Consider the following 18,899-nt stretch of genomic DNA (forward strand, 5'->3'; position numbering starts at 1 on the left):
CGGGTTACTCAACATCAACAGGTTCGGGCGGTGGGCGGCGTGGCAGTGTGAGGGTGAATTCTGCGCCACCGCCCAAGGCATTGGCGGCCACGATCTGCCCGCGGTGCGCATCCACCACCGCCTTGCAGATCGCCAGCCCCAGGCCGACCCCCGGCTGGGCCGACTCCGTAGCGCCGCGCGTGAATTTCTCGAACAGCTCGTGCTCGCGCCCCTTGAGGACGGCGGGCAGCCCCGGCCCGTGGTCACGCACGCTCAAGACCAGCGCCTGCGGCGTCACGCCGGCCTTGATCACGATCGGTGGCTGCCCATATTTGGCGGCATTTTCCAGCAGGTTGACCAGCACGCGCTCGATCAGCGCCGCATCGAACTCCACCAGCGGCAGATCCGCCGGGATCTCGGTCTGCACGGCCTGGCGGCCCAGCGCGTGCGCTGCCGCGCGGATGGCCGAACCGACCACTTCCTCGACCGACTGCCACTCGCTGCGCAGGTTCACCGCACCGCTTTGCAGGCGCGCCATGTCGAGCAGGTTGTTCACCAGCGCGTTGAGTTGACGCGCCTGCCCGGTGATCGCCTGCGCGGTCTCGGCCTGCTGCTGGCCGAGCGGCGATGCGGACGCCGACAGCGAGTGCTGCAGCGACTCGGCCAGTCCGATCAGCGCCGTGAGCGGCGTGCGCACGTCGTGCGAGATGGCGGACAGCAAGGCATTGCGCAGCCGCTCGGACTCCATCTGCACCAGCGCCTCCTGCGCCACGTCCACGTAGTGCACGCGCTCGAGCGCGATCGCGATCTGGCGCGCCAGCGTCTCCAGCTGCTGCACCTGCTCGGGAATCAGGAGCCAGCGCGGCTGCGCCGGTTTGAGCGCGAGCACGCCGCGCACCCGCATCGGCGCCTTCAGCGGCACGTAGTGCCAGTCGTGGGCCGGCAGCGTGGAGGTCGCCAGTCCGGCCGGCTGCTCGTTGTGAAAGGCCCAGTCGGCGATGCTGGCATCGAGTCCGTCCGGCGCCGCTGCGTCCACCATCAGCCGGTCGGCGGCGTCGGTGACCAGCACCCGGGCCTGGCCGCCAAAGGTGCGCCGCACCGCGGCCTCGCCCATCTCCGCCACCTGGCGGGTCAGCAAGGCGCCCGACAGGTCGCGCGTCAGCTCGAACAGCGCCTGGGCGCGCCGCTCGCGACCCGCGGCGATGCGCGCGGAAAAGCGCAGGTTCGCGGTGAGCTGCCCGGTCAGCAGCCCCACCGCCAGCATGACAGCAAAGGTCACCAGGTACTGCGCGTCGCTGATGGCCATGGACAGGCGCGGCGGGACGAAAAAGAAATCGAACGCAGCCACATTCAAGACCGCCGACAGCGCGGCCGGACCGCGGCCCCAGCGCACCGCCACCAGCACCACGCCCAGCAGGAACAGCATGACGATGTTGGCGAGGTCAAAGAAGCGCAGCAGCGGCAGCGCCAGCGCGGTGGTCAGCAGGCAGGTGGCGACGGCCCAGGCATAGCGCGGCCAGGCCTCGCGCCAGGGGGCGGCCTCTTCCTCGTCATGCGCGCGGTGCACGGCCCGGGCCATCCTGCGCGCGCTGTCGGCCTGGGCGACTTCGACGATGTCCAGCGTGGGCGCCAGCATCGCCAGGCGGCGCGTCACGGTCGGCGGGCCGAGGCGCCACCTCGCCTGCCAGGCGGGCACGCGGGGCCGCCCCACCACCAGCGTGGCGCAGTTCAGGGTCTGGGCCTGGCGCACGAGTTCGGCCACCGCGTCGCTGCCGGTCAGCACCGCCGTTTCGGCGCCCAGTTCCTGCGCCAGTTTGAGCACCGCCAGAATGCGGTCGCGCTCGACCGCGCCTTGCCGCTGCAGCGCCGGCGTCTCCACATAGGCCGCATGCCAGCGCACGCCAAGTTGGCCGGCCAGCCGCGCGGCGCTGCGCACCGTCTGTTCGGCGCCGGGGTGCGGGCCGATGCACACCAGGATCGAGCCCTCCGTGTTCCAGACGGGGGCAATGGATTGCGCCACCCGGTAGCTGCGCACGTCGTCTTCGACATGCTCGGCCGTGCGCCGCAGCGCGATCTCGCGCAGCGCGATCAGGTTGCCCTTGCGGAAGAAATTCTGCGCCGCCTGCTGCGCCTGCTGCGGCAGGTACACCTTGCCGGCCTTCAGGCGGGTCAACAGCTCGTCGGGCGTGACGTCGACCAGGATGATTTCGTCGGCGCCGTCAAGCACGGTGTCGGGCACGGTTTCGTGCACGCGGATGCCGGTGATGGCGCCCACCGTGCCGTTCAGGCTCTCCAGGTGCTGCACATTGAGCGTGCTCCAGATGTCGATGCCGGATTCCAGCAGCTCCTGCACGTCCTGCCAGCGCTTGGGGTGGCGCGAACCCTCCACGTTGGTGTGCGCCAGCTCGTCCACCAGCAGCAGTAGCGGCTTGCGCGACGCGCCGGCGCGCAGGGCCGCCTCCAGGTCGAACTCGCGCAGGGTCCGGCCGCGGTACGCCACCTCGCGCAGGGGCAGCTGCTCCAGCCCCGCCAGCAGCTCCGCGGTTTCGCTGCGGCCATGGGTTTCGATCACGCCGACCAGCACGTCGCGCCCCGCCTGGCGCTCGCGCTGGGCGGCGTTCAGCATGGCGTAGGTCTTGCCCACCCCCGCGCTGGCGCCGAAGTAGATGCGCAGCTTGCCGTGCAGGCTCTGCGCCTCCTGCTGCTGCAGGCGCTGCAGCAGTTCGTCCGGGTCGGGACGCTGGTTCGGTGGTTCCGCCATGGCGTCGAGGTTACTTCATCGCCACCACACGCTCATGGTTTGCTCATCTGCTTTTGGGCATCCAGCGCCAGGTTCAGGCGCAGCACATTGACGCGCGGCTCGCCAAGGATGCCCCACAGGGCACCCTCGGTGTGCGCGGCCACCAGTGCCTGCACGCGGGCTACGTCGAGCCCGCGCGCCCGCGCCACCCGCGCCACCTGGTAGCGGGCGGCGGCCGGGCTGATGTCCGGGTCGAGCCCGCTGCCCGAGGCCGTGACCAGGTCCACCGGCACCGGCGCAGTGTTGCCGGGGTCGGCCGCGCGCAGCGCCTCGACCCTGGCCTTGACCGCATCAAGCAGCGCCGGGTTCAGCGGCCCCAGGTTCGAGCCGCCGGAGGACGTGGCGTTGTAGGGCATCGGCGTGGTGGCCGAGAGGCGGCCCCAGAAATGCCCGGGGTCGGCGAAGTTCTGCCCGATCAGTGCCGAGCCCACGGGTTTGCCGCCCTGCAGGATCAGACTGCCGCCGGCCTGCCAGGGAAACAGCGAGCGGGCCAGGCCGGTGACCACCAGCGGGTACGCCAGGCCGGTGAGCAGGCTCAAGGCCCCGAACAGGACCAGCAGCGGGCGCATGGAAATGAAAACGTTTTTCACGATGCCCCCTTTAGACAAGATGGAACGCGGTCAGCAACAGGTCGATGAACTTGATGCCGACAAAGGGCACGATCAGGCCGCCGACGCCGTAAATCAGCAGATTGCGGCGCAACAGCGCGGCGGCGCCGACGGCGCGGTACTTTACGCCCTTGAGCGCCAGCGGAATCAGGAAAACGATGATGAGCGCGTTGAAGATCACCGCCGACAGGATGGCTGACGACGGGCTGCCGAGGCGCATCACATTCAGCACCGCGAGCTGCGGATAGGTGGTGACGAAGATCGCCGGAATGATGGCGAAGTACTTGGCCACGTCGTTGGCGATCGAGAACGTGGTGAGCGAGCCGCGCGTCATCAGGAGCGCCTTGCCGGTTTCCACCACCTCCAGCAGCTTGGTCGGATTCGAGTCCAGATCCACCATGTTGCCGGCCTCCTTGGCGGCCTGGGTGCCGCTGTTCATGGCGACCGCCACGTCGGCCTGGGCCAGCGCCGGGGCATCGTTGGTGCCGTCGCCGGTCATGGCCACCAGACGGCCCTCGGCCTGGTAGTCGCGGATCAGCCGGAGCTTGGCCTCGGGCGTAGCCTCGGCCAGGAAATCGTCCACACCGGCCTCGGCCGCGATTGCCGCGGCGGTGAGCTTGTTGTCACCGGTGATCATCACGGTCTTGATGCCCATGCGGCGCAGCTCGCCGAAGCGCTCCTTGATGCCGGCCTTGACGATGTCCTTGAGCTCCACCACGCCCAGCACGGTGTTGCCGTCGGACACCGCCAGCGGCGTGCTGCCGCGGCGCGCCACGTCGTCGGCGGCGCGCAGCACCTCGGCCGGCAGGCCCCCGCCATGCGCCTCGACGTGCCGGCGAATCGCATCCACGGCGCCCTTGCGCAGCATGCGCACGCCGCCGTCGGGCCGCTGCACGTCGACGCCGCTCATGCGGGTCTGCGCCGTGAAGGGCACGGGAATCGCCCCCACGCTTGTCACTGCGTGTACTACGCTGCCCCCCGAGGGGGTTGGCCTTGCTTGGGACGGCCCGGCGCCGCGGCCGATGGCCCCCTCACCTGTCGCTTCGCCGGCCTCTGCCTGCGACTGCACGGCGCTCATGGCGCCCACGCTGGTGGACAGTGCCGAGGCGCCGCTCAAGCGCTGGGCCAGCGCCACGATGCTGCGGCCCTCGGGGGTTTCATCCGCCAGCGAGGCCTGCATGGCGGCTCTGGCCAGCGCGAGTTCCGTGGCGCCGGGGGCCGGCAGGAACGCCGACGCCTGCCGGTTGCCGTGCGTGATGGTGCCGGTCTTGTCGAGCAGCAGCACGTCCACGTCGCCAGCGGCCTCCACGGCGCGCCCCGAAGTGGCGATCACATTGGCCTGCATCATGCGGCTCATGCCGGCCACGCCGATGGCCGACAGCAGGCCGCCGATGGTGGTGGGGATCAGGCACACCAGCAGCGCGATGAGCGCGGTGATCGTCACGGCCGTGCCGGCCTGGGTGACCGCCACGCTGAACACCGAGTACGGCAGCAGCGTCACGGTGACCACCAGGAACACGATGGTCAGCGCCACCAGCAGGATGGTCAGCGCGATCTCGTTGGGGGTCTTCTGGCGGCGGGCAGACTCCACCATGCTGATCATGCGGTCGATGAAGCTCTCGCCGGGGTTCACCGTGATACGCACCACCAGCCAGTCCGACAGCACGCGGGTGCCGCCGGTCACCGCCGAAAAGTCGCCGCCCGACTCCCGGATCACGGGCGCCGATTCGCCGGTGATGGCCGATTCGTCCACCGAGGCCACGCCTTCGATGACCTCGCCGTCGAGCGGGATCATGTCGTGCGCTTCCACCAGCACGGCGTCGCCACGGCGCAGGTTCTCGGCCTGCTCGGGGATCCACGCATGCGCCCCCACGCTTGCCACTGCGTGTGCTGCGCTGCCCCCCGAGGGGGCTTCTTCGCCTTGGGGCGGCCCGGCGGCGAAAGCGGTGCCATGGTGAGGCTTCTGAAGCTTCTTGGCCCAGGCCGCCTTCTTGATGCCGCGCAGCGAGGACGCCTGCGCCTGGGCGCGGCCTTCGGCCATGGCTTCCGCGAAGTTGGCGAACAGCACGGTGAACCACAGCCACACGGCCACGGCGAAGATGAAACCAGCCGGTGCCTCGCCGCGGCCCTGCAGCGCCTGGATGCCCAGCAGCGTGGTCAGGATGCTGCCGATATACACGACAAACATCACCGGGTTGCACCACTGCACGCGCGGGTTCAGCTTGGCAAACGACTGGGCAATCGCGGGCCTGAGCAGCACCGGGTCAAACAGTGAAAAGGATTTTTGTTGGGTCATGATAATTCTCAGTGAGCCCCCCACAGCATGAAGTGTTCGACCACGGGCCCGAGCGCCAGCGCCGGCACGTAGTTCAGCAGTCCCACCAGCAGCACCGTGCCGATCAGCAGCGTGACGAACAGCGGCCCGTGCGTCGGCATGGTGCCGGCCGTCACCGCCAGCCGTTTCTTGCGCGCCAGGGCCCCGGCGATCGCCAGCACCGGCACGACCACGCCAAAGCGGCCGAGCCACATCCCGATAGCAAGCATGATGTTGTAAAACGGCGCGTTGGCCGACAGGCCGGCAAAGGCGCTGCCGTTGTTGTTGGCGACCGAGGTGAAGGCGTACAGGATCTCCGAGAAGCCGTGCGCGCCCGGATTGGCGATGCCGGCCCTGCCGGCGTCGGCCAGCACCGCAACCGCGGTGCCCGCGAGCACCAGGATCGGCGTCACCAGGATCGCGATCGAGGTCATCTTCATCTCGTACGACTCGATCTTCTTGCCCAGGTATTCCGGGGTGCGCCCGATCATCAGCCCGGCGATGAAGACCGCGAGGATGGCGAACACCAGCATGCTGTACAGACCGGTGCCGACACCGCCAAACACCACTTCGCCGAGCTGCATCATCACCATCGGCACCATGCCGCCCAGCGGTGTGAACGAGTCGTGCATGGCGTTCACGGCACCACACGAGGCTGAGGTGGTGATGACCGCGAACAGGCTGGAGGCGTTGATGCCGAAGCGAACTTCCTTGCCCTCCATGTTGCCGCCGGATTGCAGCGCGCTCATCCCCTGGTCCACCCCCAGCGGTGTGAGCAGCGGGTTGCCGGCCTGCTCGGCCGGCGTGATGGCCACCACGGCGATGACAAACATGATGGTCATGGCCGCGAGCACCGCCCAGCCCTGGCGCAGGTCGCCGACCTCGAGGCCGAAGGCAAAGCACAGCGCGGCGGGGATCAGAAAGATGGACAGCATCTGGAAGAAGTTGGCGAGCGCGGTCGGGTTCTCGTATGGATGCGCCGAGTTGGCGTTGAAGAAGCCGCCGCCGTTGGTCCCCAGCATCTTGATGGCCTCCTGCGACGCCACGGGGCCCATGGCCAGCGTCTGTGTGCGGGTCTTGGCGTCTTCCGTCACCGGATTGCCCTTGGCGTCCGTCAAAGGCTGGCCGTCGGGGCCGTTCCTGGGCTGCTGGTAGCGGGTGGTCTCCAGCAAGGTCACGTCCTTGTACGTGTCGAAGTTCTGGATCGCGCCCTGCGATACCAGGAACACGGCAAACACCAGGGACAGCGGCAGCAGCAGCCAGGCCGTGACGCGCGTCACATCGACCCAGAAGTTTCCCACCACGCCGCTGGAGCGCGCGGCAAAACCGCGGATCAGCGCGAACGCCACCGCGATGCCGGTGGCGGCCGAGAAGAAGTTCTGCACCGCGAGCGCCAGCATTTGCGTCAGGTAGCTCATCGTGGCCTCGCCGGTATAGCCTTGCCAGTTGGTGTTGGTGACAAAGCTCACCGCCGTGTTGAAGGCCGAGTCGGGCGTCACGGCCGCCATGTGCTGCGGGTTGAGGGGCAGCCACTGCTGCAGGCGCTGCAGCGCATAGACAACCAGCGCGCCCAGGGCGTTGAAGGCCAGCAGGGCCAGCGCGTACTGCACCCAGTTCATGGCTTGGCCCGCCGAGGTGCCGGCGAGACGGTACAGCGGCGCCTCCACACGCAGCATCCAGCCGGGCAGCCGGCCCGCGCACAGCGCCGCCAGCCAGTGGCCGACGGGCCAGGCCAGCACCAAAAGCACCGCCAGATAAAGAGCCAGCTGGCCCCAGGCCAAGATGCTCATCAAAATTCCTCCGCACGGATCAGCGCATAGACCAGATACGCCAGCAGCGCGACGGCGCACAGGCCGCCGAGGGCGTAGAGCGCGCCCAGGCCGATCATGGCCGGCCTCCCGCGGCGGGTTCGAGCTTGCGAAAGCCCCATACCAGCCCCGCCAGCGCGCCCCAAAATACGGCGATGGCAACCACAAAGACAATGTCCATGCGACTTCTCCCGATCAAAACGATGGGACAAGCCTAAGTTTTGGCGCGTAAAAACAGGGATGAAACTTCGAGGGGCTTTGTCAAAAAAGCGTAAACAGCCCGTGGTGCACGGCCCTGCCGGCCACCTTCAATCGATCACGTAGAGATCGGCATTACTATTGTTTTAATAGCTACAAGCACACATAAATAAAGGTCCAGAGCCTGATTTCATTCAAACCATACTGGAGCGCAGTGCCTGCAGATCGAGCACGCGCAGCCCGCCGTATTCGACCTGGATCATGCCCTGCGCCTGCAGCGCGGTCAGCGCCTCGTTGACGCGCTGGCGCGACAGGCCCACCAGGTACGCCAGTTCCTGCTGCGTGATGCGCAGCACCTCGCCCACGCCGGGAAACAGCGTCGGATTGAACAGCGCGGCCAGGTTGCGCGCCACGCGCAGGTCGGCGTTGGTCATGCGGTCGATCTCGCGCGCCGCGATGAACTGGCCGAGCCGCTCGTTGAGCTGGTTCATGACAAAGCGGTTGAAGCCGATCGAGTGGTCCAGCAGCCAGTGGAAGGTATCCACCGGCAGGCCGGCCACCACGCTCTTGCGCAGCGCCTGGATGTTGTAGCGGTAGGGCTCGCGCTTGAGCGCCGTGCCCTCGCCAAACCAGCCGCCGGGCGGGATGCCGGTGAAGGTCATGGTGTGGCCCTGCGCGTTGTCGCTGCTCATCTTGAGCAGGCCCCCGACCACGCCAAACCAGTAAGTCACCGGCCGCCCGACGCGGCACACGTAGTCGCCGACACGGGCGTCGCCGACCTGGAGTTCGGCCAGCGCCCGCTCACGCTCGGCCGGCGCCAGCGCATGCAGCCAGGGAATGCCGCCCAGCTCGGAAGCGTCGGGCATGCGCCGGCGCTGGTGCAGGGTCAGGTCGGTCGACATGGCGAGCCCCAACCAGAATGAGGGAAAGTCCCGGGAGTGTTCACCCTTAAATTGTCGTTTAAACGACAACAAAACGTCAAACTCGATCCTAGTATCCGGCCATAGCAACGATCTTGCGTCATGCCCTGGAGACAAGACACCACCATGCCGACCACGTTTCCCCGACTGCTGCTAAAACATGCCACCGAGCGGCCCGCTGCGCCGGCTATGCGTGAGAAGGAATACGGCATCTGGCAGACCCGCAACTGGGCCGACATGGCCGCGCTGGTCGAGCAGGTGGCGTGCGGCCTGCACGAGATGGGGCTGCAGCGCGGCGAGCACATGGTCGTGATCGGCTCGAACCGCCCGCAGCTGTACGCCACCCTGCTGGCGATCCAGTCGCTCGGGGCCATTCCGGTGCCGCTGTACCAGGACGCGGTGGCTGCCGAGTGCGTATTTCCCATCACCAATGCCGAGGTGCGCTTCGCGTTTGCCGAGGATCAGGAGCAGGTCGACAAGCTGCTGGAAATTCGCGACAGGTGCCCGCAACTCTCGAATGTCTTTTACGAGGACCCACGCGGCCTGCGCCATTACGCAGAGCCGGGCCTGATGGCGCTGGACGCCTTGATCGAATCCGGCAAGGCTTTCGCCGCCGCCAACCCGGGGTTTTTCAAATCCGCCGTAGAGCAGGTCAGCCCGCACGATGTGGCGGGCATGTTCTACACCTCCGGCACCACGGGCAACCCCAAGGGCGTGGTGCACACGCACTACTCGCTGCTCGATCGCGCGCGGGCCGGCGCCGAATTCGACCACCTCACCAACAAAGAGGAAGTGCTGGCCTACCTGCCGCCGGCCTGGATCGGGCAGAACATCTTCAGCTACGCCCAGTGGCTGTGCTGCGGCTATGTGGTCAACTGCCCCGAAAGCGCCAGCACCGTCACGATCGACCTCAAGGAAGTCGGCCCCACCTACTACTTTGCGCCGCCGCGCATCTTCGAGGGCCTGCTGACCGGCGTGATGATTCGCATGGAAGACGCCAGCCGCCTCAAGCGGGCGATGTTCCACAGCTTCATGGACGTGGCCCGGCGCGTTGGCCCCGCCCTGATGGATGGCAAACCGGTGGGTTTCGTGGACGCGCTGCTCTACAAGCTGGGCAACGCCCTGGTGTACGGCCCGCTGCGCAACAACCTGGGCTTCAGCCGCGTGCGTGTGGCCTATACGGCCGGCGAAGCCATAGGTCCGGACCTGTTCACCTTTTACCGCTCGATCGGCATCAACCTCAAGCAGCTGTACGGCTCGACCGAGACCGCCGTGTTCGTCTGCCTGCAGCCCGACAACCAGGCGCGCGCCGATACGGTGGGCGTGCCCATCCAGGGCGTGCAGATCAGGGTGGCGGACAACGGCGAGCTGCTGGTCAAGTCGGCCGGCCTGCTCAAGGAATACTACAAAAACCCCAGCGCCACGGCCGAGGTCTTGAGCGCCGACGGCTGGTACCACACCAGCGACGCCGGCTTTCTGGACGCCAGCGGGCACCTCAAGATCATCGACCGCGTGAAAGACGTGGGCCGCCTCAAGGGTGGCGCCTTCGACGGCGCGATGTTCGCGCCCAAGTATGTGGAGAACAAGCTCAAGTTCTTCCCGCACATCAAGGAAGTGGTGGCCTATGGCGACGGCCGCGACAAGGTCTGCGTGATGATCAACATCGACTTCGACGCCGTGGGCAACTGGGCCGAGCGGCGCAACCTGCCCTATGCCGGCTACACCGACCTGGCGCAAAAGCCCGAGGTGTATCAGCTCATCAAGGAGTGCGTGGAAAAGGTCAATGCCGACCTCAGCGCCGACACCCTGCTGGCGGGCTCGCAGATCAGCCGCTTCCTGGTGTTGCACAAGGAGCTCGATGCCGATGACGGCGAGCTGACGCGCACCAACAAGGTCCGCCGCGGCTTCATCGCGGAAAAATACCAGCCGCTGGTGGACGCGCTGTACGGCGGCAAGAGCGAACAGTTCATTGAAACCGTGGTGAAGTTCGAGGACGGGCGCAGCGGCAGTGTCAGCGCGACCCTGAAGATCAGCGACGCCAAAACCTTCGCGCCCGTGAAGGCAGCCGCATGAACAAAAAAATAGGCGACGTCATTCTCGACGTGCGCAACATCAGCCTGCGCTTCGGCGGCGTGAAGGCGCTGACCGACATCTCGTTCAACGTGCACGAGCACGAGATCCGCGCCATCATCGGCCCCAACGGCGCCGGCAAGAGCTCGATGCTGAACTGCATCAACGGCGTCTACACGCCGCAGCAGGGCACCATCAGCTTTCGGGGCAAGACCTTCGCGCACATGAACTCGCGCGAAGTGGCCGAAATGGGCGTGGCGCGCACCTTCCAGAACCTGGCGCTGTTCAAGGGCATGAGCGTGCTCGACAACATCATGACCGGGCGCAACCTCAAGATCAAAAGCAACCTGCTGTGGCAGGCGCTGCGCCTGGGGCCGGCCGAACGCGAAGAGATCCGGCACCGCGAAGCGGTCGAACGCATCATCGACTTCCTCGAAATCCAGGCCTACCGCAAAACCCCCGTGGGCCAGCTGCCCTATGGCCTGCAAAAGCGCGTGGACCTGGGACGCGCGCTGGCCATGGAGCCGCAGGTGCTCTTGCTCGACGAGCCCATGGCCGGCATGAACGTCGAGGAAAAGCAGGACATGTGCCGCTTCGTGCTCGACGTGAACGACGAGTTCGGCACCACGGTGGTGCTGATCGAACACGACATGAGCGTGGTGATGGACATCTCCGATCGCGTCGTGGTGCTCGATTACGGCAAAAAGATCGGCGACGGCACGCCGGACGAAGTGCGCCACAACGAAGACGTGATCAGTGCCTATCTGGGCACCAGCCACTGATCGCAAGGAACTCACAAGATGGCATTTTTCCTTGAAACATTGCTGGGCGGCCTGATGGCCGGCATGCTGTATTCGCTGGTCGCGCTCGGCTTCGTGCTGATCTTCAAGGCCTCGGGCGTGTTCAACTTCGCCCAGGGCGCCATGGTGCTGTTCGCGGCCCTGGCCATGGCGCGGTTCTCGGAGTGGATTCCGGCCTGGACCGGACTGCCCTACAAACCGCTGACCGACCTGCTGGCCTTCATCGTGGCCGCCTTGATCATGTTTGTCGTCGCCTGGCTGATCGAGCGGCTCGCACTGCGCCATCTGGTCAATCAGGAGGCCACGACGCTGCTGATGGCCACGCTGGGCATTGCGTACTTCATGGAGGGCCTGGGCCAGAGTATCTTTGGCGACAGCATCTACAAGATCGATATCGGCATGCCCAAGGATCCGGTATTCATCCTCGACAAGGTGTTTCCGGGCGGCCTGCTGGTGAACAAGGAAGACCTGATCGCCGCGGCTATCGCGGCGACGCTGGTCGCGCTGCTCAGCCTGTTCTTCCAGGAAACCGCGACGGGGCGCGCGCTGCGCGCGGTCGCCGATGACCACCAGGCGGCGCAGTCCATCGGTATTCCGCTGAACCGCATCTGGGTCATCGTCTGGTGCGTGGCGGGTGTCGTGGCGCTGGTGGCCGGCATGATCTGGGGCAGCAAGCTGGGCGTGCAGTTCTCGCTGTCCACGGTCGCGCTGCGCGCCCTGCCGGTGGTGATTCTGGGAGGGTTGACGTCCGTGCCCGGCGCCATCGTCGGCGGATTGATCATCGGCGTGGGCGAGAAGCTGTCCGAGGTCTATCTGGGCCCGTTCGTTGGCGGCGGCATCGAGATCTGGTTTGCCTACGTGCTGGCGCTGGTGTTCCTGCTGTTCCGTCCGCAAGGCCTGTTCGGCGAGAAGATCATCGACCGCGTCTGACCTCACAAGAAGAACCGGAACACCCTCATGCTTTACCGCGAAAACGGTCAATTCAAAACCACCTACCGGGCCGATCAGCAGATCTTCCCGATCACCCAGGACCGCCTGTTCATCGGCGCGCTGCTGCTGGTGGCGTTCGCCGCCGTGCCCTGGCTCGCGACCGATTACTTTTTCAACGCCATCCTGATTCCGTTCCTGATCTTTTCACTCGCCGCGGTCGGTGTGAACATTCTGGTGGGCTACTGCGGCCAGATTTCGCTGGGCTCGGGCGCCTTCATGGCGGTGGGCGCCTATGGCGCCTACAACTTCATGGTGCGGGTGCCGGGCATGCCGCTGCTGGTCGCGCTGATTCTGGGGGGGCTGTGCGCCACGCTGTTCGGCATCCTGTTCGGCCTGCCCAGCCTGCGCGTGAAAGGGCTGTACCTGGCCGTGACCACGCTGGCCGCACAGTTTTTCAGCGACTGGATGTTCCTGCGCATCAGCTGGCTGACCAACGACTCGGCCTCAGGTTCGGTCTCGGTCTCGAACCTGCAGGTGTTCGGGCTGCCGCTGGACAGCTCGCTGGGCAAATACTTTTTTTGCCTGTCGCTGCTGGTCGTGATTGCGCTGCTCGCCAAAAACCTGGTGCGCGGCGCCATCGGCCGCGAGTGGATGGCGATTCGCGACATGGACGTGGCCGCCGCCGTGATCGGCATTCGCCCGGTCTACGCCAAGCTCAGCGCCTTTGCCGTGAGCTCGTTCATCATCGGCGTGGCCGGGGCGCTCTGGGCCTTTGTCTACCTTGGGACCTGGGAGCCCGCCGCGTTCTCGGTGGACCAGTCGTTCCGCCTGCTGTTCATGGTGATCATCGGCGGCATGGGCTCCATCATGGGCAGCTTTTTCGGCGCCGGCTTCATCGTGATCCTGCCGATTGCCCTGAGCCTGTCCCTGCCCGTGTTGGCCCGGCTGCTCGGCGTCAGCATCTCGACGGCGGGCATCTCGCACGCCGAGCTGATGGTGTTTGGTGGCCTGATCGTCTGGTTCCTGATCGTCGAGCCGCATGGCCTGGCCAGGCTCTGGTCCATTGGCAAGCAGAAGCTTCGCCTGTGGCCGTTCCCGCATTGAGTTTGTTCCCGTGTCCGTTCATTTCAACCCAGGAGACCATGCCATGAAACTTCGAATTCAACTCATCGCCGGGGCGCTGGCGCTCGCCGCCGCCGCCGTGTCCGCGCCGTCGGCGATGGCCCAGGCCAAGGAGCAGTTCTTCCCGCTGCTCTCGTACCGCACCGGCCCCTACGCGCCCAACGGCACGCCCTGGGCCAACGGCAAGCAGGACTACCTCAAGATGATCAACGCGCGCGACGGCGGCATCAACGGTGTCAAGCTCACCTACGAAGAGTGCGAAACCGGCTACGCCACCGACCGCGGCGTGGAATGCTACGAACGCCTCAAGAGCCACCCCGGCGTGGCCCTGTTCGACCCGCAGTCCACGGGTATCACCTTCGCGCTGACCGAGAAGGCCCCTGTCGACAAGATCCCGCTGATCACGCTCGGCTATGGCCTGTCGATATCGCAGGACGGCATGGCGTTCAAGTGGAACTTCCCGCTGCAGGGCAGCTACTGGACCGGCGCCGACATCATCATCCAGGCCATCGCCAAGCGCGAGGGTGGCTTCGACAAGCTCAAGGGCAAGAAGATCGCGCTCGTGTACCACGACTCGCCGTTTGGCAAGGAGCCGATCCCGCTGCTGCAGGAGCGCGCCCGCATGAACGGCTTCGAGCTGCAACTGCTGCCGGTGACGGCACCCGGCGTGGAGCAAAAAGCCACCTGGCTGCAGGTGCGCCAGAGCCGCCCGGACTACGTGATGCTCTGGGGCTGGGGCGTCATGAACTCCACGGCCCTCAAGGAGGCGCAAGCCACCGGCTACCCGCGCGACAAGATGTATGGCGTGTGGTGGGCCGGCGCCGAGCCGGATGTGAAGGACGTGGGCGAAGGCGCCAAGGGCTACCACGCGCTGGCGCTCAACACCTCGGGCCAGCAGCCCAAGGTGATGCAGGACATCCTGAAGTACGTGTATGCCAAGGGCCAGGGCACGGGGCCGAAGGACGACGTGGGTTCGGTGCTGTACACCCGCGGCGTGATCATCCAGATGCTCTCGAACGAGGCCGTGCGCACTGCACAGGCGCGCTTTGGCAAGGGCAAGGTCATGAGCGGTGAGCAGGTGCGCTGGGGCCTGGAAAACCTGAACCTCACGCAGGCCAAACTCGACGCGCTGGGCTTTAACGGCGTGATGCGCCCGATCAGCACCTCGTGTGCCGACCACATGGGTTCGACCGCGGCGCGCATCGAGACCTGGGATGGCAAGAAATGGAACATCACGTCGGACTACATCGAGGCGGACGAGCAGATCATCAAGCCCATGGTGAAAGCCGGAGCCGCCAAGTACCTGGCCGACAAGAAGATGACGCCCCGCACGCCGGCCGACTGTCAGTCTGAGGGCTGACAGCCGGCTCCCACTCCTCCCGTCCAGGCACGGGAGCGCTGCGAAAGCGGCGTGGAGCGGGGTGGCGGCTCTGACGAGCCGCCAATCGACAGGCTTGTCTGCAGGTCTGTCGATTGGCACAAAAAAGATTCTATGGACACACCCAACATCGTTCTCAACGTCAACGGCATCGAGGTCATCTACAACCATGTGATCCTGGTACTCAAGGGTGTCTCGCTGCAGGTGCCGCAGGGGCGCATCGTGGCCATCCTGGGCGGCAACGGCGCGGGCAAGACCACCACGCTGCGCGCCATCTCGAACCTGCTGCGCGGCGAGCGCGGCGAGGTCACCAAGGGCTCGATCGAGCTGCGCGGCGAGCGCATCGAGAACCTCTCGCCGGCCGACCTGGTGCAGCGCGGCGTGGTGCAGGTGATGGAGGGACGGCACTGCTTTGCCCACCTGACCATCGAGGAGAACCTGCTCACGGGCACCTACACCCGCCGCGACAAGGCCGAGATCGCGGCGAACCTGGAGAAGGTCTACAACTACTTCCCGCGCCTGAAGACGCGCCGCACCTCGCAGGCAGCCTACACCTCGGGCGGCGAGCAGCAGATGTGCGCCATCGGCCGGGCCCTGATGGCCAACCCCAGCATGGTGCTGCTCGACGAGCCCTCCATGGGGCTGGCGCCGCAGATTGTCGAGGAGGTGTTCAACATCGTGAAAGACCTCAACGAGCGCGAGAAGGTCACCTTCCTGCTGGCCGAACAGAACACCAACATGGCGCTCAAGTACGCCGACTACGGCTACATCATGGAGTCGGGCCGGGTGGTGATGGACGGCGCGGCCAGCGACCTCGCCAACAACGAGGACGTGAAGGAGTTCTACCTCGGCGTCGGCGGTGGCGAGCGCAGGAGCTTCAAGGACGTGAAGAGCTACAGGCGCCGCAAACGCTGGCTGGCATGACCCCCACGCTCTCGCACTGCGTGGGGTCGCCGCCCCCCGAGGGGGCCCCGACCGCCTTGGGGCGGCCCGGCGACGCCCGGATCACTCCCCGGCACAGGCCCTTCATAAGCACCCAACCCTATCGACCATTGTCATGACTTCTTTCTACGACACGCTGGAAACCCGCCCCCCCGTCGAACGCGAAGCCGCGCTGCTGGCAGCACTGCCCGGGCAGGTCGCGAACGCGCAAGCCCGGTCTGCCGCGTTTGCCGGCATCCTGCAAGGCGTGCAGGCCGCGGCGGTCACCTCGCGCGCCGCACTGGCGCGGCTGCCGGTGACCCGCAAGCACGCGTTGCTGGAGCGGCAGCAGGCCGCGCGCGCGGCGGGTGGCGACGTCTTCGGCGGTTTTTGCACTCTGGCGCTCGGTGCCGCCATGCCGCGCGTGTTCGCCAGCCCCGGGCCCATCTACGAACCTGAGGGCACGCGCCGGGACTACTGGCGGCTGGCGCGCGCGCTGTTCGCGGCCGGTTTTCGGCCGGGCGAGCTGATTCACAACTGTTTCAGCTACCACTTCGTGCCGGCAGGCTCGATGATGGAGAGCGGCGCGCATGCGCTGGGTTGCAGCGTGTTTCCGGGCGGCACCGGCCAGACCGAGCAACAGGTGCAGGCCATGGCCGAACTCAAGCCCGCGGGCTACATCGGCACGCCGAGTTTTTTGAAGATTATTGTGGACAAGGCGGCTGAAATGGGCATTGCGCTGCCCACGGTCAGCAAGGCGCTGGTCTCGGCCGAGGCTTTTCCACCGAGCCTGCGCGACTGGCTGGCCGAGCGCGGCATTGCCGGCTACCAGTGCTACGCGAGCGCCGACCTGGGCCTGATCGCGTACGAGACCGAGGCGCGCGAGGGACTGGTGCTGGATGAGGGCGTGCTCGTGGAGATCGTGCGCCCCGGCACGGGCGAGCCGGTCCCCGAGGGCGAGGTCGGCGAGCTGATCGTCACGACGCTGAACCCGGACTACCCGCTGATCCGCTTCGGCACGGGCGACCTGTCGGCCATCCTGCCCGGTGCCTGCCCGAGCGGGCGCACCAACACGCGCATCAAGGGCTGGATGGGCCGGGCCGACCAGACCACCAAGGTCCGCGGCATGTTTGTGCACCCAGCGCAGGTGGCGGACATCGCCCGGCGCTTTCCCGAGGTGCTCAAGGCGCGGCTGGTGGTGGCCGGCGAGATGGCCCACGACCGCATGACGCTGCAGGTGGAAACCGCGTCAAACCCGCCGGAACTGGCCGCGAGGATCGGCGAGGCGATCCGCGATGTCACCAAGCTGCGCGGCGATGTGCAACTGCTCAGCCCCGGCAGCCTGCCGAACGATGGCAAGGTGATCGAGGACGCGCGCAGTTATCGGTAGCTGTAGAGCAGCAGCTTCGCCCGGGGCGGCCTACACGCCCCAGACGATCTCCCGCTCCGCCTTCGCGCACTCCTTGAGCATCTCGATGAACGGCACGGCGCGCTGGCGCAGCGTGACCGCGTCACGAGGCGTGGGCACATTGTCGACCCCACCGGCCGCCTCGGCCGCCGCCTTGAAGTCGGCTTCGGCCTTGGCGATGGCCGCGTTCAGCGCCGCCACGGCGGGCAGCATCTGCTCCACCACGATGATGCCTTGCGGGCCCGGGGTCTTGCCGATGATCTCGAGCACGCGCCGCCCGTCAGGCTCCAGCATGATGAGGTCACCGGTCGCTCTCGACTTGAATTTGTAAATCATGGCTGCGATAAATGTAGTCACGGTTAAACGGGAAGACGGATTGTGCTCCTTTCATCGCCTCAGACGGAAGATCGTTCGCGGGATGCGCCAGCAGCATCTGGTGCAGCGATACCCAGCCCTGCTCGAAGCCCATGGCGCTGCCGGCGAGGTACAGCCGGTAGGCCCGCAGGATGCGCTCGGCCCGTGCGTCGTCACTGGTCGCCCGCAGCACCTTGCGCGCCTCGTCCAGATGCTGCTCCAGCGCGTCCGACCAGGCCCACAGCGTGCGCGCATAGTGGGGCCGCAGATTCTCGGTATCGACCATCTCCAGGCCCGCCGTGGCGGCGACCCTGAGCATGTGGCTGATATGCACCAGTTCGCCACCGGGGAAGATGTATTTTTCGATGAAATCCCCCATGCCGGCACCGACCCGGTCGTTCTCCAGGCCGCCGGCCGTGATGCCATGGTTCAGGGCCAGGCCGCCGGGCGCGAGCAGGCGTTGCATCTTGCCGAAATAGGCTGGCAAATTGGCGTAGCCGACGTGCTCGACCATGCCCACCGAGGCAATGCGGTCGAAGGGCTGCGCTTCGTCGAGCTCGCGGTAGTCGCGCAGCTCCATGCGCACCCGGCCCTGCAAGCCCTTTTCCCCGATCAGGCGCTGCACGTAGGCCTGCTGGTTTTTCGACAGCGTGATGCCCGTCGCATCGACCCCGTAATGCTCGGCCGCCCACATCAGCAGCCCGCCCCAACCTGCGCCGATGTCCAGGAAGCGGTCGCCCGGCTTGAGCATCAGCTTGCGGCAAATGTGATCGAGCTTGGCCTCCTGCGCCTGCGCCACCGTCATCGCGGGGTCGCGGAAATAGGCACAGGAGTACACCCGCAACGGGTCCAGCCAGAGCGAGTAGAAGTCATCGCTGACGTCGTAGTGGAACTGGATCTGCTGCGCGTCGCGCTCCTGCGTGTGCGACGCGCGCGAACGGGCGCGTCGCAGCAGGGCGTCCCACCATCGCGTGTCGGACGCCACGGGGTTGCCCGGCAGCAGGCCCGCCGCGACGGCCATCAGGTCGCGCATGTTGCCTTCAATCTGAACCCGATTCTCGACATACCCCTCCGCCAGCGCGCCGATTTTTCCGCTGGCAAACGTGGATACGGCCGACCACCGGTTGAATGCCAGCGTCACCAGTGACTGTGCGGAGCCCAGCAACTGCCCCCCGGCAAACGCAGCGCAACCGGCACAGGCAAATCCGCCAGGCGGGACTCGATTTTTTCAAACAAGCTATGCATACGTTGATTTTGGCTCGAAAACCATTCTCGTCAACCCGCGACGG

At 66.5% G+C, this 18,899-nt stretch carries 14 protein-coding genes and 1 pseudogene; 7 read left to right on the forward strand and 8 right to left on the reverse strand.

From position 1 onward, the window contains the following. Positions 1-4 precede the first annotated feature (4 nt). The 6 genes from EUB48_RS19275 to EUB48_RS19300 all read right to left on the reverse strand — a co-directional run bounded on the left by EUB48_RS19275 (position 5) and on the right by EUB48_RS19300 (position 8,609). Positions 5-2,740, reverse strand: coding sequence for a DUF4118 domain-containing protein (locus EUB48_RS19275; protein WP_142820703.1), 2,736 nt, complete (start codon positions 2,738-2,740; stop codon positions 5-7). Positions 2,741-2,772: 32 nt separating this feature from the next. Next, the gene (gene kdpC / locus EUB48_RS19280; protein ID WP_142821408.1) at positions 2,773-3,348 is read right to left on the reverse strand and encodes a potassium-transporting ATPase subunit KdpC; all 576 of its coding nucleotides are present in this window, start codon (positions 3,346-3,348) and stop codon (positions 2,773-2,775) included. Positions 3,349-3,379: 31 nt separating this feature from the next. Continuing rightward, positions 3,380-5,683: a potassium-transporting ATPase subunit KdpB gene (gene kdpB, locus EUB48_RS19285; protein WP_142820704.1), complete on the reverse strand. Its 2,304-nt coding sequence runs from the start codon at positions 5,681-5,683 to the stop codon at positions 3,380-3,382. 8 nt (positions 5,684-5,691) lie between these two features. Continuing rightward, positions 5,692-7,491: a potassium-transporting ATPase subunit KdpA gene (gene kdpA / locus EUB48_RS19290; RefSeq protein WP_142820705.1), complete on the reverse strand. Its 1,800-nt coding sequence runs from the start codon at positions 7,489-7,491 to the stop codon at positions 5,692-5,694. Next, on the reverse strand, positions 7,491-7,589 hold the full coding sequence (gene kdpF, locus EUB48_RS19295) for a K(+)-transporting ATPase subunit F (RefSeq protein WP_142820706.1): 99 nt from the start codon (positions 7,587-7,589) through the stop codon (positions 7,491-7,493). Before kdpF ends, kdpA begins: the two co-directional genes overlap by 1 nt. Before the next feature lie 312 nt (positions 7,590-7,901). Further along, positions 7,902-8,609: a Crp/Fnr family transcriptional regulator gene (locus EUB48_RS19300; RefSeq protein WP_142820707.1), complete on the reverse strand. Its 708-nt coding sequence runs from the start codon at positions 8,607-8,609 to the stop codon at positions 7,902-7,904. Positions 8,610-8,753: 144 nt separating this feature from the next. Between EUB48_RS19300 and EUB48_RS19305 the strand changes: the two genes are divergently transcribed. The 7 genes from EUB48_RS19305 (at position 8,754) to EUB48_RS19335 (ending at position 17,238) form a co-directional block, all read left to right on the forward strand. Then, positions 8,754-10,700, forward strand: a complete 1,947-nt coding sequence (locus EUB48_RS19305; RefSeq protein ID WP_142821409.1) for an AMP-dependent synthetase/ligase — start codon at positions 8,754-8,756, stop codon at positions 10,698-10,700. Further along, complete coding sequence (locus tag EUB48_RS19310; protein WP_142820708.1) at positions 10,697-11,479, forward strand: ABC transporter ATP-binding protein; 783 nt, start codon at positions 10,697-10,699, stop codon at positions 11,477-11,479. The genes EUB48_RS19305 and EUB48_RS19310 overlap by 4 nt, the downstream gene beginning before the upstream one ends. Positions 11,480-11,497: 18 nt before the next feature. After that, positions 11,498-12,427, forward strand: coding sequence for a branched-chain amino acid ABC transporter permease (locus EUB48_RS19315; RefSeq protein ID WP_142820709.1), 930 nt, complete (start codon positions 11,498-11,500; stop codon positions 12,425-12,427). Positions 12,428-12,454: 27 nt separating this feature from the next. Further along, a complete protein-coding gene (locus EUB48_RS19320; protein WP_142820710.1) occupies positions 12,455-13,531 on the forward strand; it encodes a branched-chain amino acid ABC transporter permease in 1,077 nt (358 codons plus the stop codon). Between the two features lie 43 nt (positions 13,532-13,574). Continuing rightward, positions 13,575-14,909 (forward strand): ABC transporter substrate-binding protein, encoded by a 1,335-nt coding sequence (locus EUB48_RS19325; protein WP_142820711.1) that lies wholly within the window; start codon positions 13,575-13,577, stop codon positions 14,907-14,909. A 132-nt stretch (positions 14,910-15,041) separates the two neighbouring features. Further along, positions 15,042-15,851: an ABC transporter ATP-binding protein gene (locus tag EUB48_RS19330; protein WP_142820712.1), complete on the forward strand. Its 810-nt coding sequence runs from the start codon at positions 15,042-15,044 to the stop codon at positions 15,849-15,851. A gap of 133 nt (positions 15,852-15,984) precedes the next feature. Then, the gene (locus EUB48_RS19335; RefSeq protein WP_142820713.1) at positions 15,985-17,238 is read left to right on the forward strand and encodes a phenylacetate--CoA ligase family protein; all 1,254 of its coding nucleotides are present in this window, start codon (positions 15,985-15,987) and stop codon (positions 17,236-17,238) included. 30 nt (positions 17,239-17,268) lie between these two features. Here EUB48_RS19335 and EUB48_RS19340 read toward each other — a convergent pair whose 3' ends face one another. Next, on the reverse strand, positions 17,269-17,592 hold the full coding sequence (locus EUB48_RS19340) for a DUF1840 domain-containing protein (protein WP_142820714.1): 324 nt from the start codon (positions 17,590-17,592) through the stop codon (positions 17,269-17,271). Next, a pseudogene (locus EUB48_RS19345) lies at positions 17,558-18,855 on the reverse strand (class I SAM-dependent methyltransferase). The gene EUB48_RS19340 and the pseudogene EUB48_RS19345 overlap by 35 nt, the downstream one beginning before the upstream one ends. Positions 18,856-18,899 lie beyond the last annotated feature (44 nt).

The sequence above is a fragment of the Rhodoferax sediminis genome (genome assembly GCF_006970865.1).
Classification (GTDB): Bacteria; Pseudomonadota; Gammaproteobacteria; order Burkholderiales; family Burkholderiaceae_C; genus Rhodoferax_A; species Rhodoferax_A sediminis.